This is a genomic window from Streptomyces fructofermentans (genome assembly GCF_014651055.1).
In the GTDB taxonomy this organism is placed as follows: domain Bacteria; phylum Actinomycetota; class Actinomycetes; order Streptomycetales; family Streptomycetaceae; genus Streptomyces; species Streptomyces fructofermentans.
On record NZ_BMWD01000024.1, the window covers coordinates 92,135 to 115,666 of the forward strand.

Genomic DNA, 23,532 nt, shown 5'->3' on the forward strand with positions numbered 1-23,532 from the left:
CCGGCTTGGCACCGCCCGGAACCAGGAGCCGCAGGGAGGAACCGTGGGAGACATGACAGTGACTGAGGAGCTGCGGCTCGGGGACGCGTTCGCCGTCCTGGGCTGTGCCCCGCTCGTGGACGCAATGGGCAGGGTGCACAACCATCGTGCGCACGTCCTGCCGTTGGCAAGCCCTGAGCCCGGCAGGCATCTGTTCGGCCAAGCCGCCACCATCGCCTACATGCCGTGGAGGGACGATGTGGAGCAGTGCTCGCAGACCTTCGCCGACTTCTTCTGTCGCGCCGCGGGGGAATCTCCCGGCGGGAAGGTTCTCGTCCTGTCCAGCGGTGGATACCCGGAGGCCTCCCACGGCGGTGGCACCAAGCTGTCCAGAGTGGCTCGTCACGGGCTTGCGGGTGTCCTGGCGGACGGGCGACTGAGGGATTTCGGCGAGCTTCGGGAGCACGGGTTCTCGACGTGGTGCCGGGGTGAGGCCACCCGGTGGGGCGGCGACACGGTCACGCCGTACGCGGCCGATGTCGCCGTCGAGTTCGCGGGCGTGTGCATCGTGCCCGGCGACTACGTTTTCGCCGACACGTCCGGTGCCGTTGTCGTCCCGGCGCGCAGCCTGGGCCGCGTCCTGGCCGTGGCGCAGGAGATCGAAGCCGAGGATGCCCGGTCCGTGCAGGAGATCCGTTCCGAGCGGTACCCCCGGCAGGAACCATCCTGAGGTCAGGCCCTGCCGAGGCATGGTCAGAAACGCTGGCGGACTGCAGTCCGGGGCCGATCCGGCCTCTTGGTACTCGCGGGCGGTCACCGCGGCGACGTGCGGTATGGGCGGCGGCTGAGGCGGCGAGTGGGTGCGCCGCGGCCCGGTGAGCCGTTGGGACCAGAACCGCAAGGCCGTCCCGGACGGGCCGTCCATGCTCTGGACCCCATTCCCTCGCCGGGTTGGGCGGGTGTGGAGCCAATAATGGCGACTACCTGGCCGAGGCATCCGCCTATGCTCGGCTCGTGCAGCCACTTTCCGACCGCAGCAATCCGTTGATCACGGCGTTCCCGGCCGAGCTCGCAGTCGACGCCGAAGCAGTCCTGGCGGTGATGCCTGATCCTCGGCACCAGCCGCAGGCCTCGTTCTCCGTCGTTGTCGAGCGCCAACAGGTCCTGATCCCCGGACGTCTCTACGACGACGAGCCGCCGGCTGACAGGGTGGCGTCGCTTTCTTCGCGCCAACAACAGCTTCTGCACTGCCTGTACTCAAGGCACTGCGACGGCAGGGTCAGGCAGCGTCACCTGGAGAAGGTCGCTGGTTCCACGGACCCGTGGGTCGTCCCCTTCGTCGTGCAGTTGGTCGGCGAGTACGTCCTGGAGATCCTGGTCGTCATCCGCGACGAGCTCCGTGATCTCGCCGTGCCCGGCACTCGCGGCCATCTCGCCTACGGGCAGTTCCTCGTGGACAACCCTGCCTTCTTCGCGCGCACTCAACGGCGGGTCGTCAGCTATTGGAGCTGCTACTACCGGGGCCTCCACGCGAGTTTTCGGGGCTACCCGGGGTGCACGGTTCTCGACCTCCTGCGGTCCGCTGCCTCCGACAGGGCAGGACATCCCTGGCCCGACCTCACTCCGACCGGCGCCCGAGTGGACGGCTACTGCTAGACCAGGCCGGGCAAGATCGACCCGACGACCGACCCGGCGAACAACCGGGTCAGAGCACTATTCGTCGAGCAAGTCGGCCAGATGCGCCCCGAACCGGTTCTCCAGGTCGCCTGGCTGCCGCATTCCACGTTCGAACAAGTCAGCCACACACTGCCGGGTCTCGGGCCAGGTGGGTCCTGCCCGATTGGCAGTTGGCCATCTCGTTCGACAGTTGGCCGGCCTCCTCGATGAGGCGGTCACAGAGACCGGGCGCTGCACCTGGCGAGCAAGTAGCCGAGCTGACGGGCTGAATGCGGTTTCGGCGAGCCAGGCGTTGCACAGGGGTGGCGGGTGCCCCATCCACCGTGGATGCCGGTGAGCGGCAATCAGGCTGTCAGTGGCTGTCTCTAGTGTCAGCACATGAGAAATGACCTGGTCCAGGAATCATGGGACCGCATCGACGCTTGGCTGCGTGAGCACGCGCCGCGGACCTTCGCCACGCTGAGGCCGCCCGCCGAGCATGAGGAAATCGCGGCAGCGGAGGAGGAACTGGGCGTCATCTTCCCTCCCGACCTGGTCGCGTCGCTGCTCCGGCACAACGGGGCTCTGGACGGGGCGGAAGCCTTCCGGTTCAGCACGCACGACCGGCTACTCGGAACAAGTGAGATCGTCGAGGACACCCGGTGGATGCGCGACATCGCCGAAGATCTGGATGACCTGGACGAGGAGGAGGCCGCGACCTACTGGATCGACGGCTACCTGAAGTTCGGCTCCTACGAGGTGACGGCTGACGGTCTCACGATCGACTGCCGCCGCGGGAGGGACTCCTACGGCGCCATCGGACGGTTCTTCGACGAGACCGGCACCGACTTCGGACGGGCCGACTCACTGGGTGGGTATCTAAAAGAGCTGGCCGACCAGCTGGAGAGCGGCCAGGCCGGGGGCGCCGTCACGTTCAACGGCCGACTGTTCTGGGAGTGGGTCATGCCTCCCGGCCCGGACTGGGGCAGTGACGACGATCCCCTTCCCGGGCCGGCTGAGCAGTTGCCGGAGCTGGACCTGTCCTGCAGCCCCGCCGATGTCCTCCCTGTCGGAAGCCTGGACAGCCTGGAGGAACTCGGGGCGCTCCTCGCGCTCCTGCCCCGTGAGCAGGTGGCCGAAGCCGCACGGAAGCAGCTGCGCAGAGTCGCCGTCGAGACGGGCCTGAACAAGTACCCGGAGGTCAAGTCGGCCTTGGACGCGCTGGAACGGGGCGAAGCCCCGCCACATCCGGAACAGGCCGGCCCGCTCGCCCTGCGACTGCGCTCCGTCATCGTCCAGGCGGACACTCATCGGGACTCTCCTCGCCGGTGGGCTGCGGAGAAGATGGTGCACGGGATCTGGGGCTCGCCCTACAGGTCCGTGTGCGAGAGCGCGAGCATCCGCGGCCGCCTCATCGTCCAATGGCGTGCGGATCTGCACGCGGACCTGGGCAACCCGCCACTGCCACCGATACCTGACGATCACTTCTGGGGGACCCTGCGCAACCCCGCCATCGACTCCAGCCGGCACGCAGCTCAATACGGCCAAGGTCAGGGCTGACCCAAGGAGGTTCTGGTTCCACATGAGCGCCAAGCACCGACTGCTGGCCCAGTACTTCCGCGAGGCTTTCCCGGACTTCCCGACCAGGTCCCTGGCTACAGCACCCTGGCCACCGTCTGGGAGGAGTGGCGTCCCTGCAGGGGCAGGCTGAACCGCTCCTGCCGATGTGCCCCGATCCGCGGACAGGTCGGTCGCCATCCCTCCCGTGTCGTAGGCCCGCAGAAGTCGTAGCAGGGGCTCCCACGCGCCCTGAGTACGATCGCCCATGCCGGACCGAGTACGAAAGCGGTTGCCCGCCGTGCGCGGCGGCGGAAGACTTCCCGAATGCGTCGACTACTGCTGCTCGCACCGCTGTTGCTGTTCACCGCGGGCTGCGGCGTGCTGCAGTCCTCCGAGGGTGAGGCGACGGACGCCGCACGCGAGGTGGCCGAGAAGGCCGCGCAGCGGCTCTACGGGCAGCGACCTCGCACGGCGCAGGACGTCGGACGCTCAGCCGCCGGCATCGACGGGGTCGACGTGCTCCGGGTCACGGGTACCTCGACACACGACGGGGACGGCATAGACGTCGTCGTCCGCACCTCCGGCACCGCACCGGACGGATGGAGCAACCCTCAGGGCCTCACCGTTCTGCGCTGCTTCTCGATACGGGTGTCTCCCAGGTCGGAGTGGAACCAGACACCCCGTGACGTGGACTGCCCTGAAGGTCCTCGCCTCGTCTTCGCCCCGCTGCCCGAGCCGCCCCGACTCCCGTACGAGCAACTTCGCGCGAAGCTCCCCCGCGTACCGGAGGACGGCCGCGTGGACGAGGCCGAGGTTCGCCGTACGCTCGCCGCCCTGGACCTGGGCGCGGAGATCCGTACCGAGGTGAGGGCCGAGGACGGCCGGGTCGGCGTTCTGCTGTTGGTCGGAGGCAACGGCTTCGACGCGCAGGACTGCCTGCTTGCCCGCGTGGCCCCCGGCGCCACGGAGGTGTGGGTGCCGTCCCGGGTCCAGCGCATGCCCGGAGAGGGCGGATGCACCGTCGGCAATGCCCTGGACCCGCAACCGCCGCCGCACTGAACCGGGTGCGTGACTCGGGCGATGGACCGTCCGCGCTTCCTCACGACCTCGTCAAGGACAGCCGTCCGTGTCGACGCGGTCCGTCCCGGGAGCCGTACGAAGTCCCCGGGGTTGTCGTAGCCGTCGGACGCGTCAGCGCGACGCTCCGAGGCCGTGCCGTGCCGTGCCGTGCGGGAAGGGTGCAATCCGCCATTGAGGACGCGATGGCCGGTTGCGACCCGCCCCGCCCGGACAGCGGCGGTCCCGGCAGCGCGCGAAGGGCGGCTGCCGGGACCGGTCGAACAGGCTTACTTGGGCTTGAACGCGTCCTTGGCCTTCTCCTTGGCCGTGCGCAGGTCGCCCTTGGACTCCTCGGCGTGGCCCTCGGCCTTCAGGGACTCGTTCCCGACCGCGTCGCCGGCGATCCTCTTCATCTTGCCCTTGGCCTGCTCGCGCTTGGCCTGAGCCTTCTCGTCCGCAGCCACAACAACTCACATCCTGCCCGACTCGACAAATGAGCCTTTTCAGCGGTGCCGCTCCAGGGTGAGGATGGCCTTGGCGATTGACGTCATTCGATTCGGGCTGCAGCGGGCGTGACGGAAGATCCGCCAGGTCTTCAGCCGGGCGACGCCTCGCTCGACCGGGACTCGTGTCCGGGCGATCGCGCGGTTGACGGTCTTCTGGGTCTCGGTGAGTTCTTGATGGGGTCGTCGTTTGACGGCTGTGGTCAGCCAGGGGCCAGCGCCCAGGTAGGCAAGGTCGGCCACGAGTGGGACGCCCTGGCGCTCGCAGATCCTGATGATCTGGTGGGTGCGGGCGGCGGTCAGATCGTGGGTGCGGCCCGGCAGTGCGGGCGAGAGCCACAGGAGCCGGCCCGTCGGATCGGTCACGACCTGCACGTTCACTCCGTGGCGCTTGTACTTGGCGGAGTAGTCCGTCTGGCCGTCGCCGACGCGGTCGCACTCGACCAGGGTCCCGTCGAGCAGGGCGAAGTCGGGATCTGTCTCCCGCAGCACCTTCAGCAGACCTGGTGCGCGGGCGGCGAGAAGATCGATGACGGCACTGACGTAAGTGTGCGCGGTCCCGACGGAGATCCCGAACCCGGCCGAGAGCTGCGTGAGGGTGTCGTGGCGGCGCAGGTACACCAGACCGACCAGGGCACGCTGGTGCGGCGGCAGCTTGCAGCGGCGGTCACCCTCGCGGGTGACGATGAGCATCGTGACCCACTCGACCACGGCATGCGGCAGGTCGAGTGCGGCAGGATAGGGAACCAACGAGGCACCTGCGCTGATGAGTTGAGACTTCGAACACCTCCCTCAACGGCACGGGTGCCTCGTGCGTTTCGTCCTCGCCACCGTCACCCATCGGTGACCACTCTGAAAACGCTCAATGATCAAGCGGCGGACTCGGACGTCAGCGTAGACCCTGCTCGCTGGCAGGAGTCCTTCGAGGGCCTGATGAGTCAAGTCGCGGGCAGGTTCAAGAGGCTCGAACCCCGGCGTCGGATGCGGCGGCTGGTGTTCGGGCTCCTTTCGGACCTGCCGCGCAAGAACTGCCGGACGATCGCCGAATGGGCCGGGGACACTACCCCGGAAGGGATGCAGCACCTGCTCGGGCGGGCCAAGTGGGACGCCGACGCCGTCCGCGACGACGTGCGCGGCTACGTGGTGGAGCACCTGCGCGACGACCAGGCGGTGCTGGTGGTCGACGAGACCGGTGACGTGAAGAAGGGCACCGACACGGTCGGCGTCCAGCGCCAATACACCGGAACTGCGGGCAGGATCGAGAATGCCCAAGTCGCTGTCTACCTGGTCTACGCAGGTCAGCGAGGGCACGCCGCAGTGGACCGGGAACTGTACGTGCCGCGCTCTTGGACTGCCGACCCTGACCGCTGCCTCGCTGCCGGCCTGGTCGAGAAGGCCTCCTTTGCCACCAAACCGGAACTGGCCGCCCGGTCGCCCGGTTCCTGGACGCCGGCCACCGTGCTGCATGGGTCGCGGGCGACGAGGTTTATGGCGGCAACCCCAAGCTGCGGATGGTGCTGGAGGAACGCGGCACCGGCTACGTTCTCGCCGTGGCCTGCTCGCAAGAGGCCGTCACCAAGGCCGGGAAATTCCGCGCGGACACTTTGGCCAAGAAGGTGCCCAGGCGGGCGTGGCAGAAGCTGTCCGCCGGGGCCGGAGCCAAGGGGCACCGCTTCTACTACTGGGCCGTTATCGACCTCGCCGACCGCCGCCCCGGCAATCGCCAGCTGCTGATCCGCCGCAACCGCAGCACCGGCGAACTCGCTTACTACCGCTGCTACTCGCCAGAGCCGATGCCGCTGACCGAGCTGGTGCGGGTCGCTGGATCAAGATGGCGAGTAGAGGAGTTCTTTCAGGCCGGAAAGGGCCTGGCCGCTTTGGACGAGCATCAGGTCCGCCGCCATGCGTCCTGGTCCCGATGGGTCACCCTGGCCATGCTCGCGCACGCGTTCCTCGCTGTCGCCCGAGCCGACGAACACGCCCGCCGCCCCGCACCCGAAGACCTCATACCGCTCACCTGCAACGAGGTCCAGCGCCTGTTCATCACGCTCGTCGTCCGACCCGTCCACGACGTCGACCACCGGCTCGGCTGGTCCAATTGGCGACGTCGCCACCAAGCCCGATCGCAGGCCAGCCACTACCGACAACAAGCCGCCCAGGCGTGAAGATCACGATCTACGGCTGGAGGACTAGATGCACTGTACCCTCGCCCACACCGCCACGCGGAGGCCGGCGCGCAGATGCTCTGGAATGACCGAGGAGTCTTGCCGTGCCGCCGTCAGGTTGCCGGCGCACCCGCCCACAGGGCGACTGTTCCCCATCACTCCCGCCGCCGTCGACTTGTAAGCCGTCGGTGTGCACTGGGCATTGGGAGACGCCGGTGCCGCTTTGGAGGCGGGGAAAGACCTTCGTCCTGCGGACTTCCCGACCGCGGAACGCAATGCCCGTCTGGGTACCGATATGGCGCTGGCGCCCCGAACATCAAAGGGCCGGGCAAGTTCTGCTCGTCGTGCACAGGACCTCGCCCGGCTCCACCAGTTCAGACACCTCGCCGCCCGATGGGGACGACGCCTCGAACTCCCCGACGCCTCCCTCTCATTGTCCTGCGGACTGATGTGCTGGAGGCACCTCATGAAGGCCCCCTCATGATCCCGTTACGAGCTCCCTGCACCCGATTTCAATCGGTTCGAGGGGCATCTGGTCGGTGTTGCGACGCATCACCGCAGCCAACCGCGCCGTCGCCGACCCGGAGGGCTGATCACCGCCGTCCGATGCGACTTACGCCCGCTCCAGTACCGACACGATGCCCTCGACGGCTGCCGGCCTGCGCCAGCCCGCCCAAACTGTCGTGACGACACCACGCGTTCAGGGTTCGTGCGAGTTCTAGAAGTCCGCCCCGTGGTGCGCCAACAACGCCGAATATGCGGCTTCAGGAGCCCTGGCTGCGTCGAATCCTGTCGGAGCGTGTGACAGGAAGGAGCGTGTCGGACCATCGTGAATCATGGACCCGTCATTCAGGACGGTGACGTGATCGGCCTCTTCTGCCAGGTCAGCGACGTCGTGAGTGGAGAGAAGAATCCTCACTCCATCCGCACCAAGATTCCCGACAATGTCACGGAAGACCCGACGTTGGTGCGGGTCCAGACCTGCGGTGGGTTCATCCAACAGAAGTATGCGCGCGCTGTGCACAAGAGCCCCGGCCAATCCTACGCGTCGCATTTGGCCACCGGACAGCGAAGAAGTCTTCATGTCAAGTCGATCTGAAAGTTCAACGCGCGCCAGGGAACTTTGCGCATTCTGCCAGGCTTCTGCCTTGCTGAGTCCTTTCAACCAGCCTACGTATGCCACCCACTCCCGCACGGTGAGTGAGGGAAGGCTGGCTATCTCTTGTGGCATCCATGCCACAGCCTTCCGGAACTCACGTGTACGAGAGCCGAGGGAATCAAGCGTGACACTGCCGGATTTCGGGTGGAGCACGGACGCGGCAAGCTTGAGCAGTGTAGATTTTCCTGCACCATTGGGGCCCAACAGAATGGACAACCCGCCTGCCAACTCGTAGGTCAAATCCGCAATCACGGGGGGCCGTCGGCGCCGGTACGCGTAGGTACAGGAAGTGATTCGAAGTGTCACGAAATACTCCTTGAAGTGCGCAGCTGTACGAGCAACCCGGCAAGAAAAGCGAGCAGGGAAATCGTTGCACTCACCCAACTTTCGGTCGACTGGAGATTTATCGCCCATGCTTGCGGCTCGCGATTTTTCTTGAACCCCAGGAAAACAATGGAAAGCAGCCACGTGACGGGAATCATTACGGCATAGTCTTTGCAAAATGGGCGCGCACACAGCATGACGCCCACGAGAAAGAAGGTGTTGCGGCCTACGGCCACAGCATCAGGGAAATGGACGAGCATCCCAATGGCGGCGCTCAGGACGAGAGCTCCAACTGCTGCTGTCGCCGACAATGCGGCATCGCGCGCGCCCACGTTCCGGACTCCGGATATCTCGGCGAAGCGAAGTCTTGATTCGAGGCAGTACATGAGAAGTGCCAGTACCGGAACAGGCACAAACAGGGAGAGGACTACGTCAGCCGCGCCGATGACGGACGGAAGAATAACGACGCTGTCTTGCACGGCTAGAAGCAGCCCAGCATAGATCACCCAGGCGATTGGAAGCATCACGGGGCCTCGGCGCGCTTTGAGCCACCACATCAGGTTTCCTTACCGCACGCCGCGCCTATTGTTTCGCTGAACCATTCCGCCTGCTGGCGGTTCGGCTTCTTGAGCACGTCACCGACAATTACACGAACCTGACGCTCGATGCGACGAGTTTCGACTGTTTCTTCTTCTTGCCTGATGCGGGCCTCATAGGCTTTGCGTTCTCCAGCCACCGATGCAGCCCAGTACCAGGCAGCATGCCCGCGCAAAAGGTCAACATTTGCGCAGGGGAATCGCGCCGTGGCAGTGGCTACTTGAAAGCGCACTCCGCCGCTCCTGGAGGTCGCGGTGAGGTTGAGATGCCAGGTCTGCTTGGTGGAGGGAAGCGGGAATCGCCCCTCTGCGTAACTATCGGTAATAACAGAAGGCAGAGGCGCGACGCCCCGCGATCTGAAAGACGCGAGAACTGCGGAAGCATCTCGTTGGACCGAAACCGCTCCGCTCGCCGTTGCTTCAGGCATGCAGACGCGTGGCGCTTCACCAACGCAGCGCATCTCCACCCGGCCTACCAGTAGCGGTGGGTCATGGGGCCATTCGTGCGAAATGGCGTAGGCGCCGCCAGCACCGCCAACCACGGTAAGGAGAGCCACTGCGCCTCGAATGAAAGTGCGCGTAATGGGCAGCCAGAGAACAACAAGGCCCAAGGAGATGCCACCTGCGAGCAGGAGCGGAGGCGTCAAGGCCAACAGGCTCGGAACCTCACCGAAGACCAGGTCGCTGAAGAGTCCAGACACATGCCTAATCCAGTACGGCTGGACTGATCTCGTAAATGCGATCACAATCCATACGGCTACCGCCGCGATGGGGGCTGCGATGACCGGTTTCATTTTCAAGCCGATAGCAAAACCGATGACCGCGTAGGCCAGGCATACGAGCAAAGCCATGACAGGCAGGCGCATGCTGTCCAGGCTGGGAATTACGCCGGCCCGGAGCAAGGAGAGAATTGATGGCGTCACAATCACTAGCCAGCCGGCACCGATTACGGGAATCAACGCGTTCAGTGCCACACGGTAACGTGAGCGTCCTGGGGCTAGATCCCAAACTCCGGCTTGCCGCAGACGGCCACTTTCCCAGATCGCCAAACCGGCAGTAATCGCGTACGCCAGCGGGTAGAGCGTCATCAGCGGATAAGCAACGATGGCGGGAGAAAATTCGTCGAAACTTGACGGCGGGCGAGTTTCATCTATGAAATAGTAGAAAAGTATCAAGAGTAGCGCGACCGGAGCCGCCCGGAGGGCGCTGCCCGACCGCAGGGCTGTAGTAAATTTCATATGAAGGCACCCACTGATCGCCGAAGGTCCAAAGAAGTCGGGGCAGCCAACAAGGAGGCGCCCCGACGGATCGCCTCCTTTGGCTGATGTCCGCCCCTAGTCGGCCTTTGTCGTGTCGCCGTAGACCTTGCCTACGTGGGCCGTTGGTCCAGCGCCGCGCTCCATGCCGCCGACATCCATGAAGTGAAGCAGTGGCCCCCCGTGCCGGTCGGGATCTCGGACCATGCTCCGCCCCTCGTTTCAGGCACATAGACCCAACGTGAAAGTCGCCGCCGCACGAATACCGCGCGAACAAAAGATGATCTTACGGCGAAGGGGGCTGCGGCAGACCCTTCGACGGTAACGATTTGATCAACGGCTTTACCCGTATCTCAGGTGGAGAGAGTATTAATGAGTCGCTTTCATCCGAAAATTTCCTTAAGCGGTCCAATGCGCCCACTTGGCATATCGGGGAAATTCTGCACATGTTCAGGCGACCGCTCGGCTCCACAACGGCTCTGCTTGCTCGTGGAGCTCGCTGGGCCGCGAAGTGTCCACGGCCAACGGCTCGCTGCAGCAGCATTGCCCAAACAGGCATGTGCAACCAGGTGGCGCCGCCCCGACGCCCGAAATAGTGGGGGTTCAGGCAGGAGTGGACCGACGGCACAGGGACGACGGACCGCATGCCGTCGACCGAGGCCAGCCCGCCACCCCACGCCTGCGCGAGGCCGTTGGACGCGCCTAGTGCTCGATGACGTGGTGTGCCGCAGCGGGATCGCTGCCATGTCAGACTCTTGCTTTCGTGTCCTGTACCGTTCCGCGCGACAGAATCTCATTCACGGAGAGCGTTCCGGGAACCGCGATCCTCAGGGCCAGGGGATCACCGAGCAATGCTTCCTCGCTACCGACCCGGTCCCCAGTCGTCGGATCGATGAGCAACGAGTCCCGGAACGTAGCGGCTCTGTGCCTGGTTTCCTGGGTGATCGCAAGGACCTGGTGTCCCAGCCATGTGGTTGTCCTCGAGACCCTCACATCGGTTCGCTTGGCCAGGACGACGAGCGCTGCGGCGCGCAGTTGGGGCGCGACGACGCCGCGCGAGGCTCTCCGCGTGGCGTCCAGCATGGCGGAGACACCCCAGATCACGCGCCCGCCCTCCCAGTTGACCTGCTTCAGCTGTACGAGCAGTCGATCAGGCTCGGTCGAGAAAGGAAGGAGTGCCTGCCACTCTGGGTCCGGCGCGAAGTGGCCCGAACCGTAGGTCTTGTCGCGGATGCCCTTGCCGTCGATCAGTCCTGCTTTACGGGCATCCCGTTCCTGATCCGGGTCGGGGAAGTACGGCCTGCCGTGCATCTGACGTTCGCGGCCCGCGCCATCGGATGCTCTGATCCACTGCTCCGTCACCGTCGGTACGGCAGCATTGGCGACGCCGCCCGGAACGTCGCCGGCCGAGTTGAGTGCCCATCCCCAGCTCTTGCTGTAGAGGTACGGGCCTTGCACTGATTCCGGAGCCAACTGCCTAACTTTGTCTGCCAATTGGGTCAGTACCTCCTCCGACGACCTTCCACCGATCGGATCAAGGGCCAGGACAGGAGGCGTGGCCCTGGCCTGCGCCTCGCCACCATCGGATCCCGACAGCCTCCCCAGCTCGCCGGACGCAGCCAACGCAGTGACCGATGCCACCACTCCGCCGGCCAACAGAACCCGTCGACGGGACATTCCCGCTCGCACGCGCGGAGTTGTCGACTCCGCGGTACCCAGCAGTGCCGTCAGTTCCCGCTCGGCACGGTCCGGGAGTGTCCCGTCCCGCCCGAAACCCGCTTGCGGATCTGGCGGCATCAACTCCCTCACGCGCTTGACGCCTCCTTTCACCGTGTCCTCCCGTCCACTGGCAGACCTACCTCGGATATCTGCATCTCGTCTGCGGCCACCGCCGCTTCGAGCATGCGGCGCGCGCGGTGCATGCGGACCCGGAAAGCCCCGGCGCTGCAGCCCAGGACCCGGGCTGCGTCACGCACGGAGAGCCCGTCCCAGGCCACCAGGAGCAGCACTTCCTGCTCCTGTGCCGGAAGCCGGTCCAACACGCCTTGGGCTCCCAGTCGGTACAGGACCGCGTCCTCCGCTGCGGGTGCGGTTCCGCCATCGTGGTGGGCCCGAATACTGTCCAGACGACCGGCGCGATCACTCGACCGGACGGTGTTGGCCGCGACGCGTCGGGCAATTCCGTACAGCCAGGGCAATTCCTTGCCACGCAGTTCGTGGCGGTTCCGCCACGCGACCAAGAACACCTCCGCCGCCGCGTCCTCGGCCGCGGTCGACGGCAGGCGCCTACGCAAGAACCGCAGGACGGGCAGGTAAGTGCGCCGGTAGACATCCTCAAATCCTTGTGAGTTGTCCATCGGTCTGCTCACGCCCGCCCTCCCTGCACGCTGACCACACCCTGTTTGTGTCCGGCACGACGCTGGAGTTACTCGAACATCCCGCCGTCTCGCCGATCGGCAGCGGGCTCACTCTGGAGCGTCACGTCTGCGGATCAGCGGTCGAGTCGTCGTGAGACGCCGGGGCGGCCGGGTGAGTGAAGAATTGAGGGCAACCGCTCAGCCAGACGAAGACTCTCCGCCGGCAGGGCCCGGCCGCAGCGGGCGGGCCGCTCGGGGCCGGCAGTCAGCACGGTTTCCGCTTCGCCACGCAGGCCTGTGACAGCGGCGCGCGGCATTCGATGCCCTCGGCAGGCAAGACAGTCCGGTCCGTGTTGGAGGCGGCACTCGCGGTGGTGCGGAACCGAACGGGAAGAAGTCCGGAACGAACGCCGAGACGGGGTGGACGGTGGTGTGGTCGTCGGCGCGTAGGCGGGGTGATCGCGTGGAAGTGCCGCACGAACTCACCGCAGGGGGAGCTGCCCTTCGAGGGCGGCATCGCACTTCTCCAGTTGAGTCGTCTTCTCCCGCGGTCCGCCCTCGGCGTCCCGCTGAAACGTGAAGGAGTAGCAGCGATGGGCCCGGGAGTGGTGCACCCCGTACATGCTGGTGTCCTCGAACTCTGCGAAGAAGCGCACTGTGGTGGTCAGTGAATCGCCCGACCGCGCGTAGGAGACGAGCCTGCCGTCGTGCCGTTCGGCGACGCCCCGCACAGCCTCCTGGCCGGGATAGTCGTCAGAGATCTGCGCCAGTACGTCACGCCCGTACGACCGGGCCTGGGTAACCGTCCTCGCAAGAGCCTCCTCCTCGTTGCGGACGTTCGCACTCTCCTGGCGGTGGCTCATGACCATGAGGACCGAGGCCACGAGCAGAGCCACGAGGATCGGCGCCATGACGGCGACGAGGCACCCTGGGGACGGCACGGTGACGCGGACCTGCCGCGCCACCGTGCCACGATCGGACATACTCCTGGTCACTGATCCTTTGGTTGGACGGCGGCGGTGGGGCCGACACTCGTAAACGCCTGGGCGTAGGCACCCGTGCCGGCCTTGTTCGGGTGGTAGCTCTCACGGCTGAGGCAAGCATCCCCTTCATTGCTCGGGGTGTTCGCCCATCCCGACGACGAGAACGGTCAGCTGGGCATGCTCGGCATGCGCTGTCATGCCAGAAGCGATACCCACGTACCGGCCAGTTGTCCCCTGTGTCGCGCACCCGCCCAAGTCCGTAGCGTCAATCCGGTCACGGCAAGGAACGAGGCTTCCCCTTGGCGACATCTGCTTCCACAGCCGGGTCCGGCCCTCCCGCTCGCCGGCGGCGTACTCGCCCAGCAGGCCGCCTCCGGCGCCCGCACGGCCATCGTCACCACGACCTGGGCCCACGACACCACGCGAGCCGCCGAGCTCGCCGCAGGTCTGGCGATCCTGGGCGCGGGCGAACCGCGCCTCCTCGGATACCGCGACGCCCGCAACCCGTCCGCAGCGCCCGGCAGGCCCGTTGGTGCGAGGTGAACCTGGACGACGCTGTCGCGCAGATCGTGGCGCACATCCAGCAGTTCCGCCCCGACATCGTCGTCACACACGACGCACTCGGCCAGCTCACAGGCCACCTGGATCACCGCCGAACCCACCAGGTCGTTCGGGACGCCGTGGAACCTGTCCTTACGACCGCGCGATCGTAGACCAGCACCTGGTCGGCAGGTTCAGCGACCGCGATGTCGTTGTCGAGTGCGCTGGAGAAACGGATGTCGCCGCGTCTCGCTCCGCAGCCTCTCGTTCTGTACAGCAATGCTCCTCTTGCCTGGCGGCTTGCCGGCGACGGGCGAAGGAGGCGCCGCCGCTATGGCGCCTACCGCTCCTCCTCCCGTCCCTGCATGTGTCCTGTACCGAGCCAGGCGCCGAACAACCCGCCCATGGCGAGGGCAACGATCGCCAAGGACTCCGGCGGGACGCCGATGAGAAGCAGGACAATGACGGTCGCCATTACGGCGGCGAAAGCACTTGCGGGGCCTGCCAGCGAGTACGTCCGCCCGACACCGGATCCGGCAGTGCGTGCCCCCGATGGCATAGATGCGCTCGGCCAGCATGCGCTGCTCTCCACGCGAGCCGGGGTAAACCGAAGCACGACGGCACGTGGCCAGCGAGCCCGCCGTCTCCCGCGCGAGCGGAGGTGAGCCGATGGGGAGGGAGGGAACCGAGGCGGGCTGTGCTGCTCTCCGCAGCGCATACGGGTCCGCAAGAATGCCGCTGTTGTCCGTCGGCTGCCCGCCCCGTTGCGAGAGACGAGGCTTGGGGATGCCCGATCATGCCGGTCCGGACGCAGGAGGTGGGAGTCATGGCCGAGGGAGCACCGAGCCCAGTGGCGTCCTCGCGCTGGGCTCCGGCCGCGGACCAGCTTCCCCGTGATCTTGCGGAGCTCGCCGGACCGGTACACGGTGCGGTGACGTTGCCGCTGCACCTGGCGTGGTCGGGGCTGCGGACATTCGACCTGGGGGACGAGAAGCTGCTGCTGGGGATGTACCGGATCGTGCTGCTCAACGGCCGACACGCGGATTACACCCACTACCTTGACGCCAACCTGCTGGTGAGCCGGTGGCCCGTGCTGCGCGAAATGCTCGGCCGCGGGGTCCGCACCGTGTGGGAGCAGCGTTTCCCCCGACTGCGGCGTGTGGCGGACGCGTGAGTCTGCACGGCCTGCCCGAGCATCATCGGCGGTTGCTCGCCGACGCTCTCGCCGCCCGGCGCCCCGACGAATTCGACCTTCGCGAACTCCACGACCGGCTGGAGAGCCTGGAGTGGATCAGTGAGCTTCTTCAGCGTCGCAACTCCAGTGTGAGGACGGCCTTGGCGATTGACGTCATGCGGTTGGGACTGCATCGGGACCTGCGGAAGATCCGCCAGGACTTCAGGCGGGCGACTCCGCGTTCGACGGGTGCGCGCGCCGCGGCCAGGGCACGGTTGCGAGTCTTCTCGGTGGGAGTCAGTTTCTTCAGGGGCCTGCGTTTGATGCCCGTGGTCAGCCACGGACCGGCGCCCTGGTAGGCGAGATCGGCCACGATCGGAACGCCCTGGCGCTCGCAGATCCGGATGATCCGGTGGGCGCGGGCAGCGGTCAGGTCATGGGCGCGGCCCGGCAGGGCGGGCGAGAGCCACAACAGCCGGCCGCTGGGATCGCTGACGACCTGCACGTTCACGCCGTGACGCCGGTGCTTGTGGGAGTAGTCGGCCCGGCCGTCGCCGACCCGATCGCACTCGGCGAGAGTGCCGTCGAGCAGGACGAAGTCGGGATCATGCTCGCGCAGCGTCTTCAGCAGACCCGGTGCACGGGCGGCGAGCAGGTCGACGACTGCACTGGTGTAGGCATGCACGGTGGACTCGCTGATCCCGAACCCGGCAGCGATCTTCGCCAGAGTGATGTGCTCGCGCAGGTACACCAGTGCCACCATCGCTCGCTGGGACGGACGGAGCTTGCAGCGCCGGTCGCCCTCACGGGTGACGATCAACGTGGTGACCCACTCCACGAGTGCATGCGGCAGGTCAAGTGCGGCAGGATGGACGACCAACGAGGCCCCCGAGCAACGTGATTGAGACGTCAGACATCTCGATCAACAGCCCGGGGGCCTCGCTCGTTGCGCTGCACGGGCCGTCACCGATCGGTGGCCGCATCGAAGAAGCTCAGTGGTTGTAGCCTCGGGCAGGGTGCTACCACCTGTGACTAGATCTTGCTCTGCACCCAAAGGGCGCTCTGCCTCATACCGCATGGACAGATCATCCCCGAGTGACCCGGAACTGATCCGTCAGGCACCGTTAACGGGAGGGAATGGGTCGCCGACATGGGGCGCCACGACGACGATGCCGCCGGTCTCGTGGACCAGACCGACGACATCAAGGAGGTGGTCCGGCGAGCTCGGCAGTGCTGCGCTCAGCAGTGCCGCAGACCGCGCGCGCTCGGATCGGCGTCGAAGGAGGACGGTGTGTTGACCCAGTCCGCCGGGACGTAGCCCCACCCGTCGTAGCCAGGAGCGGTCCAGTCACCCTTGGTGTGGTACCAGGTGGTGTTGCCGCCGCCGTGCAGTCCACCATAGGTCCAGCAGTCGAACCAGCTGAAGGTGGAATAGAGCTGCCCCGTTATGTTCGCTTCGTGATAGGCGCCCGAGCGCAGAATGGCGGGGGCTCCGTTCCCGCACCACAGCCGGCCGTCGCTCGCCCGAACTCCGCACTCGGCGCTGGCAGCGGCACTGGCCGAAGGGGCGGCGATCACACCGCCCGCCGTCAGGGCGAGGGCTGCCATCCAGAGGGAGAGATACTTCCTGGTCCTGGTCATCCACTGTCCTTTTCTCACTGGTTTTCGAGTTCGACCGAAAGGTGCCGGGTGCCTGCCCGGCTCTTCCCGCAGGCCCTTCGCAGCACCGTGATGCACTGCTCAGCACTGCGCGACGCCGGGCAGTTGGTTGTCCGGACTGCTTATGTAGATGCTGCTGACATAGCCCCCGTACTGAGGCAGGTAGGCCCACCACTCGTTGGTGTAGGGCGGGACCGAGACGGTCTCCCCTCGCGTCTGGCAGCCGACCAGCACCTCGACCCCGGCGGGGAGCTGGAGGAACGGGTCGCGGGTGGTGTCGGGCTCGGGGCGGACGTTGACACCGGAGCTCCAGGTGCCGAACCACGTGCCCGCCGGTCGTACACCACCGGGAACGTTCAGCGAACGGGTCAGCCTGCCCAGGTCGGTGTAACCCCGAGCAGCGTGATTGAGACGTCAGACATCTCGATCAACAGCCCGGGGGCTTCGCTCGTTGCGCTTCACGGACCGTCACCGGATCGGTGGCCACATCGATGAAGCTCAGTGGTCCTTGGGCCTGGACCTGCTCCGGTTTGCCGGCGATGGGTGCCGGCGCACTGTTGACGCGGAGCAGAGAGGTGGGTGGTCTACCACCAAGAGGTGCACTGGATGCCGCTGTTGCTGCCCTGGCTCAGCAGCCGCGCGCAGACGCGGAAGGCCCGGCTCGACGAGCTGCTGGTCGGGTAGGCCGGCGTCGTCATCCTCTTGCCGCCCGTCATCGTGTCGAAAGAACCGCACTGGATCCAGGTCTGCCTGTTGTCGTTGCTGACGTCCATCCAGACCTGTGCCAGGACCCCGGAGCCCCAGTTGCTGCCCGATCCGGTGGTCAGGACGCCCCACGCGGCCTGTCGGCCTCCGACGTTGCCGGCCTGCATCGAGTACGAGGCGACAGCGTGGGGAAAGTCAATCACCATCGCACCCGCACCCCCCACACCCTGGCCACTGAGACTGTCCGGGATGTCGGTGAAGCCATTCACACCTCCCTCGCAGTCCGACCGTGCTGCCTGAGCCGCGCCGGCGGATCCGGCCACCACGCCTGCCGCCAACATGATCGCGGCTGCTCCTACGCTGAAGATCCGTCTGAGGCTGTGCATGTGTTTCTCCCTGGGTCCAGGTGCTGATGGCTTCCGAAGAGGGGCGCTGTGCCGTGGCGCCCGTGCTGTGACCTGACCGAAGCGCTAACGGCCCCCGCTTCAGCCGCCGGAGCGGCGCAGGGGACGCCCAGCAGGCGCCTCGAACTGTAGGGCGGACCCGGGACGTTGCGACCCTGACAGATGTCAGGGTCACGATCAGCTGCTGGCGCGCGCCGTGGTCCCGCCGGGCCGCCTGGCCTGGGTCACTTAAGGGCTGATCAACTGGCTGCACGTGCTGCTGCCCTGTACCCGAACGGCAGGATCGGCGAGAAGCTGCTCTGAACTTTGACCCGGCCGGATCTCCTCGCGCCAGCGGCAGTCTCATCGTCCTCCAGGTCGCCCGCCTGAAGTCCTGGCGGATCTTCCGCAGGTCCCGCTGCAGCCCCAACCGCATGACGTCAATCGCCAAGGCCGTCCTCACCCTGGAGCTGCAATGCTGAAGAAGCTCAGTGACGCCGAGTTCGGGGCCCATGGCATGGGCACGGTCCCCATCACACACCTGCGCCGGTGGGCCCAGCAGTGGCTGGACGATCTCGCTCAGCGCCTCGCCGAACCCCCACGACGAAACCGCCGACACGTAACCGCACGCAAGCGCCATAGGGCGGCCCGCCCGGCGGCGCGACGCCGTCCGCAGGACTCGTCGGCGGACGTACGCTTCAAGGATGCGGATAGGCGAACTGGCGCAGCGCACGGGCGTGAGTCCGCGCTCACTGCGCTACTACGAAGATCAGGGCCTGCTGACCAGCTCTCGCTCCGAGGCGGGGCAGCGCCACTATTCCGAGACTGCGGTCCAGCGCGTGTCGCTCATCCGGCAGTTGTTCGACGCGGGGATGACCAGCCGGGTGATCGCGACTGTGCTGCCGTGCGTGGACATCCCGGGTGACCTGGGCGTCGCCGAGGAGACGTTCACGGCGATGATGCGCGAGCGCGACCGGATCGACGCCGACATCGCGCACCTGATCGAGACCCGGGACGCACTCGACGTGCTGATTGGGGCCAACAGCCGGCACCGGGCGGAGCTGTCCATGGCCCCGGAACCGACGGTGGAGTCGACCTGATGCTGTGATCTGCATCTCAGCCGGTTGCCCCTGACATCAATGTCAGAGGTGAGGATGGCGACAACGCCCGGAATCACCGGGTCGGTTGTACGGGAGGCAGCGGAAAATGGGGCAGGCATGGGGTTTCAGCAGGCATGGCGGGCCCGAGGTGCAGGAGTTCTTCGACCGTCCCGATCCCGAACCCGGTCGCGGTGAGGTGCTGATCCGGGTCGACGTCGCCGGCGTGAATCCCCTCGACCACCTTCTGCGCTCAGGTCTGGTCGACGGGCTCGACGGCGGGCGTCCGTTTCCCCGTGTCCTGGGCATGGAGGCAGCCGGAACCGTTCTCGCCCGGGGCGAGGACGTCAACGGACTCGAGGTGGGCGACGCGGTCTTCGGCTTCGCACTCACCGGTGGCGGCACGTACGCCGAGATGACGGTGCTGTCCGCGCCGAACACCGCACGCATCCCGGAGGGTCTGTCCGCGACCGTGGCGGCAACGCTGCCAGTGGCCGGGACGACCGCGATCGACGTGCTCGACCAGCTCGGCCTCCCGACCGGTGCCACGGTTCTGGTCAACGGAGTCGGAGGCGGGGTGGGCCTCGCCGTAGCCCAGCTGTCTGTCGGACACGGGCTGCGTGTGATCGGCACCGGGAGTACTGCCAAACGCAAGCACGCCGAGGCCGTCGGGGTGCGGTTCATCGACTACACCGCCGAGGACGTCGCCGCCGCGGCACGCGAGTTGGCTCCGGACGGCTTCGACGGGATCGTCGACATGGTCGGAGGCGCCTCACTACGGAGGGTCGCTCCGCTGGCCCGGCATCCCCGCAACGTCATCGCTGTGGGCGATATGTCCGTGTCCGATCTCGGTGGGCGTTTCGTCGAGCGTCGCGTCGACCGCGAGAACCTGGAGCGGTCGGCCCGGCTGGCCCTCGACGGCGTCCTCGCACCGGTGATCACCGCAGTCCATCCGCTCTCCGACGCCCCGGCCGCTCTCGCCGCGGTCGAGAACGGTCACACCTCGGGCAAGGTTGTCATCAAGGTGACGTGAGAGGTGCCCGGCCTCCTGATGCCTTCGAGGTCCGCCCGCGGACTGACGGCTCCCACGCCCCGCGAGGCTGTTCCTGCTCACGAACCGGTGGACGAGTGCCGACGGGACCGTAGCCATGCCGCAGGACGGGTCGGTGCCAGGGGTTCAGTCCGCCGCGGAGGTGAGGGCTATGAGGGCGGTGCAGGCAGGTCCCCCGGCTCTCAAATCGCGTAATAGGGCCTTCTTCGTCCGGTGAGCAGCGATGAACCGGGCGTAGCGCTCCGCGAATGCGCCGGTCGTGGCGTCCCGGTCGGCGAGGGCGGCCAGGTCTCCCAGGAGGCGGACGATCTCCGGGTAATGGCGGGTTCCTCGCTGTGAGATGAGTTCTCCCACGCGGTGCCAGGCCGTCTCTGGATCGTGCTGCAGGTCGGCAAGCCGCCGGTCCTGGGCCTCGAGCGCCTGCCGCACCGCTCTTTCGCGTTCTTCGGCCTCCCGTTGGTCCTGGCGGGCGATACGCAGCCGCTTCCGGACAGGGACCGCGGCGAAGAGTTCGGCAACGGTGCGGAGAGCGGGGCGGCTGGGCGGTCGGCTTTCCAGGAAGCGGCGGCGCGGCCCGGAGAGGAGGTGAGGATCGCCGTCGTGGCCGAGCTGGGCGAGGACGGTGTCCTTCTGCTGCGTGCCGAGGGCGGCGGTCCATGCCTGGTGGTCGGCGAGTGTGGGGCGGGCCGGCGGGGGTGCGTGCTCGGCAGCGGCCGTGATGAGGTCTTCGTCGATGCGCAGGAACGTGGCGAGGTCGGCCAGGGGCTCGGGCAGGTCGGCCAGTCCTGGTGGCACGGCGGGTTCCAGGTCGTCGTCGTCGAGTTCGCCGTGGTGTGCGCGCAGCAGCCACGCGAGGTAGAGCAGACGCAGGTCTCCCTCGGCGACCTGCCGACGGGCGCGGGCGATGGAGGGCAGCCACTGCTCGTCCCGATCCCCGTCCTCGTGCAGGTCATCCTCGTCGGTGCCGAAGAGGTCGTTGAAGTCCTCGATGTCGTCCTCGGGATCGGACTCCAGGGCGAGAACGACGTATCCATTGCTCTCCCAAGCCTCCGCCGAGCCGGCGGCGCAGTACGTCCGGGCAGTGTCCAGGGACAGGACGGTGGCGGGCCAGCGCAGGATCAGCCGCCGGGTGCCCCAGTTCGCGAAGTGGAGATGCGCGTCGTAGTGGGTCTCCACCAGCAGCCGGGGGTCGCCCTTGAAGTCGCCCCAGCTGTAGGTGTTCACGAAACTGTGCCGGGTCAGGCTCGCGCGTGTCGTCAGTGCGCGGATCTGCGCGAGCTGCTCGTCGGTCAGCGGGGTGTCGGCCTCGAACTGGTAGTGCTGGTACTCCGACATGGCCCTCCTCCACCGTTCCCAGTCACGTCATGGCAGGCCGGCGGCCCGCAGCGCGCGCCGCACCTGGGAGGGCCGGCACCACCACGTCACTCTCGTCGCCGCCTCGTTCGGTATGGCCCCGGGGACACCATCATCTCTCTCGCCGGCCGCGTCGATGAGAGCTGTTTGCCGGAGCGGTGAGTACCAGGCATTGATGGTTGCTGAATCAGCAGGACACCAGGGCACGATCGTCGAAGATCGTTATCTGCCCGTCGAAGACAGTTGGCCCGAGCTCTGTATGTGCCGCAGTGAGATACGCGCTGGCATCAGGACGGTTCGGGGGGTGGCACCGTGAGAGGCGGATCGCGGGCTTGGTTCTGCGGACGTTGCTCACATGGATCCGGCCGGTCCCGCGTGAGGGCCGGGCGGCGCGACGACGACTGCCGCACGGGCAATACGCCCAACCACTGTGCCTCGGCAGCTCGTTCCGCCTCGTTGTCGTACCCCCGTGCAACGATGCTGGAGGGAGGTGAGTGACGTGACTATCGAGTGGGACCGCATCGGGCAGTCGGGCTTTGACCGGCATGTCGAGGCGCCGCTTCGGATGTTCGACGGCAGCGGGCTGACGATCGTGGTCAACGAGCGCGGCGGCGATGACGGCATCGACGTGCGGGTCACCACGGAGGTCGGTCGGCGGATCCTCCGGCTGAAGTACCACCCCGACGGCTTCCCCGGTTCACTCAAGGGCCGCCGCGCTTGCGTCAAGAAGTCGTTCCACCGGGCCATGACCCACAAGCCGGATGAGCGCCCCCTTTTCCCAGGCCGCGACCGTATCGCCCAATCCGCCTGTCTCGTACTCATTCACTCCAGGCAGCACAGTCACCTGATATCGGCGCCGGGACTGCTCACGCAGACCAACCGGCCGTTATCGAGGCTCCACGTGCCGACTCATCCACGTCGAAGAATCAAAACCGACAAACCGATACAGCCCAACAGGTCCACGCGAGCGGGTGTCCTGAACAGAGGGGCGGATCGGGAAGCCCGCAGTGTCCCGATGCGATGCTGTCATCTTCGCCTTTCCCACGAAGATTTGCCGCCCGGGTCCGGCGTCTGCGATCTTGTGCGGGGCGGCGATCTGAAGCAACGCGCTCAGCCATCGACACCACTCGCCTCGGCCCCAACCCGGGCCTACGTGTGGAGCCGTGGCCAGGCTGCGAGCAGTGGATCTGCGGACTGTCCATGACCATGCAAAGAAGGAGAAATAGCGTGAACACCGAGAAGGTTACGGCTCGACGTCTTACAGCCGAAGAAGTTTCAGAATTGGGCCTCCAGGAGGAAATCTACGTCTCGGCAGAGCTGGACGATCTTTCTCTCGACTGCTTCGCTCCTGCCTTCCTCACGAAGCCGGGGAAGTACTTCGATGGTGGTTCCTTCGTCGCAAGGACAATTTTCGGTAAGGAAATTCACGTTCTTCCCGGCAATGCAGAAGAGCGCGGGATCTGGGTTGCCGACAAGGCCGGGGAAGAAATCGAGGTTCTCCAGAGTGCCGGCGTCCTCCTGAACCTCGCTCTCTTCGTGCCCAACGGGACCAAGGAATCTCTGGAGTCGCTCTACACCGCTGCAAGGGAAGCATTCGGCGCGGGAATCGTTCAGCGCTGGAACGAGGAAGTCGTGGCGGTGCCGGACGTCAAGGTCGACCTGTACGAAGAGCCGGCCCGCGGGCGCAAGGGCACGAGCGGCCAGAACCGCGACCGCCGCGCCCTGGACATCTACCCCACCCGGGTGCGGTTCATAGAGCCCAGCGCCGGCTGGAAGTTCATCGTCGAACCACACGAGGAGAACGTCGACGACACCCCGACGATCTGATCTGACAGCAGTTCGGAGAAGGTGCGCCGAGGGCTGCGATCCCTCACAAGCCCGTTTTCTGCACGCAAGATGAGTCCACCAGGGCGGGGCGGGGCATTGGGCCGGCGCCCCGCCCCGCGTCACCCACGCAGGTTGCCAAGCGTTCG

22 protein-coding genes and 5 pseudogenes are annotated in these 23,532 nt (G+C 66.5%); 12 read left to right on the plus strand and 15 right to left on the minus strand.

Features of this window, described 5'->3' with window-relative positions:
- Nucleotides 1-52 precede the first annotated feature (52 nt).
- From IE265_RS28330 to IE265_RS28345, 4 genes are all read left to right on the plus strand, one after another.
- Nucleotides 53-709, plus strand: coding sequence for an RraA family protein (locus IE265_RS28330; RefSeq protein ID WP_190038549.1), 657 nt, complete (start codon nucleotides 53-55; stop codon nucleotides 707-709).
- 284 nt (nucleotides 710-993) lie between these two features.
- Nucleotides 994-1,635: a hypothetical protein gene (locus tag IE265_RS28335; protein WP_190038550.1), complete on the plus strand. Its 642-nt coding sequence runs from the start codon at nucleotides 994-996 to the stop codon at nucleotides 1,633-1,635.
- Between the two features lie 399 nt (nucleotides 1,636-2,034).
- Nucleotides 2,035-3,195 carry an SMI1/KNR4 family protein gene (locus IE265_RS28340; RefSeq protein ID WP_190038551.1) on the plus strand — a complete coding sequence of 387 codons (1,161 nt, stop codon included), beginning with the start codon at nucleotides 2,035-2,037 and terminating at the stop codon, nucleotides 3,193-3,195.
- 324 nt (nucleotides 3,196-3,519) lie between these two features.
- Nucleotides 3,520-4,254: a translation initiation factor IF-2 gene (locus IE265_RS28345; RefSeq protein WP_190038552.1), complete on the plus strand. Its 735-nt coding sequence runs from the start codon at nucleotides 3,520-3,522 to the stop codon at nucleotides 4,252-4,254.
- A 287-nt stretch (nucleotides 4,255-4,541) separates the two neighbouring features.
- On the opposite strand, the gene IE265_RS28350 is transcribed toward IE265_RS28345, so the two are convergent.
- Both IE265_RS28350 and IE265_RS28355 read right to left on the minus strand, forming a co-directional pair.
- Nucleotides 4,542-4,718: a CsbD family protein gene (locus IE265_RS28350; RefSeq protein WP_190038553.1), complete on the minus strand. Its 177-nt coding sequence runs from the start codon at nucleotides 4,716-4,718 to the stop codon at nucleotides 4,542-4,544.
- A gap of 39 nt (nucleotides 4,719-4,757) precedes the next feature.
- Nucleotides 4,758-5,507, minus strand: a complete 750-nt coding sequence (locus IE265_RS28355) for a transposase family protein (protein ID WP_190038554.1) — start codon at nucleotides 5,505-5,507, stop codon at nucleotides 4,758-4,760.
- Nucleotides 5,508-5,690: 183 nt separating this feature from the next.
- On the opposite strand from IE265_RS28355, the pseudogene IE265_RS28360 reads away from it, so the two are divergent.
- Nucleotides 5,691-6,922 (plus strand): annotated as a pseudogene (locus IE265_RS28360) (IS701 family transposase).
- 718 nt (nucleotides 6,923-7,640) lie between these two features.
- On the opposite strand, the gene IE265_RS28365 reads toward IE265_RS28360, so the two are convergent.
- The 7 genes and pseudogenes from IE265_RS28365 to IE265_RS28395 all read right to left on the minus strand — a co-directional run bounded on the left by IE265_RS28365 (nucleotide 7,641) and on the right by IE265_RS28395 (nucleotide 13,597).
- Complete coding sequence (locus tag IE265_RS28365; protein ID WP_308434825.1) at nucleotides 7,641-8,495, minus strand: ABC transporter ATP-binding protein; 855 nt, start codon at nucleotides 8,493-8,495, stop codon at nucleotides 7,641-7,643.
- Entirely contained in the window at nucleotides 8,384-8,962 is a 579-nt protein-coding gene (locus tag IE265_RS28370) for a hypothetical protein (protein WP_190038556.1), read from the minus strand. The genes IE265_RS28365 and IE265_RS28370 overlap by 112 nt, the downstream gene beginning before the upstream one ends.
- On the minus strand, nucleotides 8,962-10,239 hold the full coding sequence (locus IE265_RS28375; RefSeq protein WP_190038557.1) for a hypothetical protein: 1,278 nt from the start codon (nucleotides 10,237-10,239) through the stop codon (nucleotides 8,962-8,964). The genes IE265_RS28370 and IE265_RS28375 overlap by 1 nt, the downstream gene beginning before the upstream one ends.
- A gap of 484 nt (nucleotides 10,240-10,723) precedes the next feature.
- Nucleotides 10,724-10,957, minus strand: a pseudogene (locus tag IE265_RS39390) (Tn3 family transposase); the annotation flags it as partial.
- 47 nt (nucleotides 10,958-11,004) lie between these two features.
- A complete protein-coding gene (locus IE265_RS28385) occupies nucleotides 11,005-12,066 on the minus strand; it encodes a hypothetical protein (protein ID WP_190038558.1) in 1,062 nt (353 codons plus the stop codon).
- A 17-nt stretch (nucleotides 12,067-12,083) separates the two neighbouring features.
- A complete protein-coding gene (locus IE265_RS28390) occupies nucleotides 12,084-12,626 on the minus strand; it encodes an RNA polymerase sigma factor (RefSeq protein WP_190038559.1) in 543 nt (180 codons plus the stop codon).
- Nucleotides 12,627-13,096: 470 nt separating this feature from the next.
- On the minus strand, nucleotides 13,097-13,597 hold the full coding sequence (locus IE265_RS28395) for a hypothetical protein (RefSeq protein ID WP_190038560.1): 501 nt from the start codon (nucleotides 13,595-13,597) through the stop codon (nucleotides 13,097-13,099).
- A gap of 309 nt (nucleotides 13,598-13,906) precedes the next feature.
- Between IE265_RS28395 and IE265_RS28400 the strand changes: the two are divergent.
- Nucleotides 13,907-14,280 (plus strand): annotated as a pseudogene (locus IE265_RS28400) (PIG-L deacetylase family protein); the annotation flags it as partial.
- Between the two features lie 197 nt (nucleotides 14,281-14,477).
- On the opposite strand, the gene IE265_RS39020 reads toward IE265_RS28400, so the two are convergent.
- A complete protein-coding gene (locus tag IE265_RS39020) occupies nucleotides 14,478-14,612 on the minus strand; it encodes a hypothetical protein (protein WP_268255854.1) in 135 nt (44 codons plus the stop codon).
- A gap of 351 nt (nucleotides 14,613-14,963) precedes the next feature.
- Between IE265_RS39020 and IE265_RS28405 the strand changes: the two genes are divergently transcribed.
- Nucleotides 14,964-15,311, plus strand: coding sequence for a hypothetical protein (locus tag IE265_RS28405; protein ID WP_190038561.1), 348 nt, complete (start codon nucleotides 14,964-14,966; stop codon nucleotides 15,309-15,311).
- 130 nt (nucleotides 15,312-15,441) lie between these two features.
- Here the strand turns inward: IE265_RS28405 and IE265_RS28410 are convergent, their stop codons facing one another.
- From IE265_RS28410 to IE265_RS28425, 4 genes and pseudogenes are all read right to left on the minus strand, one after another.
- Complete coding sequence (locus IE265_RS28410) at nucleotides 15,442-16,191, minus strand: transposase family protein (protein WP_190038562.1); 750 nt, start codon at nucleotides 16,189-16,191, stop codon at nucleotides 15,442-15,444.
- Nucleotides 16,192-16,550: 359 nt separating this feature from the next.
- Complete coding sequence (locus IE265_RS28415; RefSeq protein WP_225890818.1) at nucleotides 16,551-16,952, minus strand: hypothetical protein; 402 nt, start codon at nucleotides 16,950-16,952, stop codon at nucleotides 16,551-16,553.
- A 99-nt stretch (nucleotides 16,953-17,051) separates the two neighbouring features.
- Nucleotides 17,052-17,366 (minus strand): annotated as a pseudogene (locus IE265_RS28420) (hypothetical protein); the annotation flags it as partial.
- A gap of 188 nt (nucleotides 17,367-17,554) precedes the next feature.
- Nucleotides 17,555-17,881: a hypothetical protein gene (locus IE265_RS28425; RefSeq protein WP_159074135.1), complete on the minus strand. Its 327-nt coding sequence runs from the start codon at nucleotides 17,879-17,881 to the stop codon at nucleotides 17,555-17,557.
- A gap of 554 nt (nucleotides 17,882-18,435) precedes the next feature.
- On the opposite strand from IE265_RS28425, the pseudogene IE265_RS28430 reads away from it, so the two are divergent.
- The 3 genes and pseudogenes from IE265_RS28430 to IE265_RS28440 all read left to right on the plus strand — a co-directional run.
- Nucleotides 18,436-18,540: pseudogene (locus IE265_RS28430) on the plus strand (IS5/IS1182 family transposase); the annotation flags it as partial.
- A gap of 222 nt (nucleotides 18,541-18,762) precedes the next feature.
- Entirely contained in the window at nucleotides 18,763-19,158 is a 396-nt protein-coding gene (locus IE265_RS28435) for a MerR family transcriptional regulator (RefSeq protein WP_190038563.1), read from the plus strand.
- A 106-nt stretch (nucleotides 19,159-19,264) separates the two neighbouring features.
- Nucleotides 19,265-20,188: a quinone oxidoreductase family protein gene (locus tag IE265_RS28440; RefSeq protein WP_190038564.1), complete on the plus strand. Its 924-nt coding sequence runs from the start codon at nucleotides 19,265-19,267 to the stop codon at nucleotides 20,186-20,188.
- Between the two features lie 144 nt (nucleotides 20,189-20,332).
- On the opposite strand, the gene IE265_RS28445 is transcribed toward IE265_RS28440, so the two are convergent.
- Nucleotides 20,333-21,541 (minus strand): hypothetical protein, encoded by a 1,209-nt coding sequence (locus tag IE265_RS28445; RefSeq protein WP_190038565.1) that lies wholly within the window; start codon nucleotides 21,539-21,541, stop codon nucleotides 20,333-20,335.
- Nucleotides 21,542-22,058: 517 nt separating this feature from the next.
- On the opposite strand from IE265_RS28445, the gene IE265_RS28450 reads away from it, so the two are divergent.
- On the plus strand, nucleotides 22,059-22,763 hold the full coding sequence (locus IE265_RS28450; protein WP_190038566.1) for a hypothetical protein: 705 nt from the start codon (nucleotides 22,059-22,061) through the stop codon (nucleotides 22,761-22,763).
- 23 nt (nucleotides 22,764-22,786) lie between these two features.
- The gene (locus IE265_RS28455) at nucleotides 22,787-23,386 is read left to right on the plus strand and encodes a hypothetical protein (protein WP_190038567.1); all 600 of its coding nucleotides are present in this window, start codon (nucleotides 22,787-22,789) and stop codon (nucleotides 23,384-23,386) included.
- The last annotated feature ends 146 nt before the right edge of the window (nucleotides 23,387-23,532 follow it).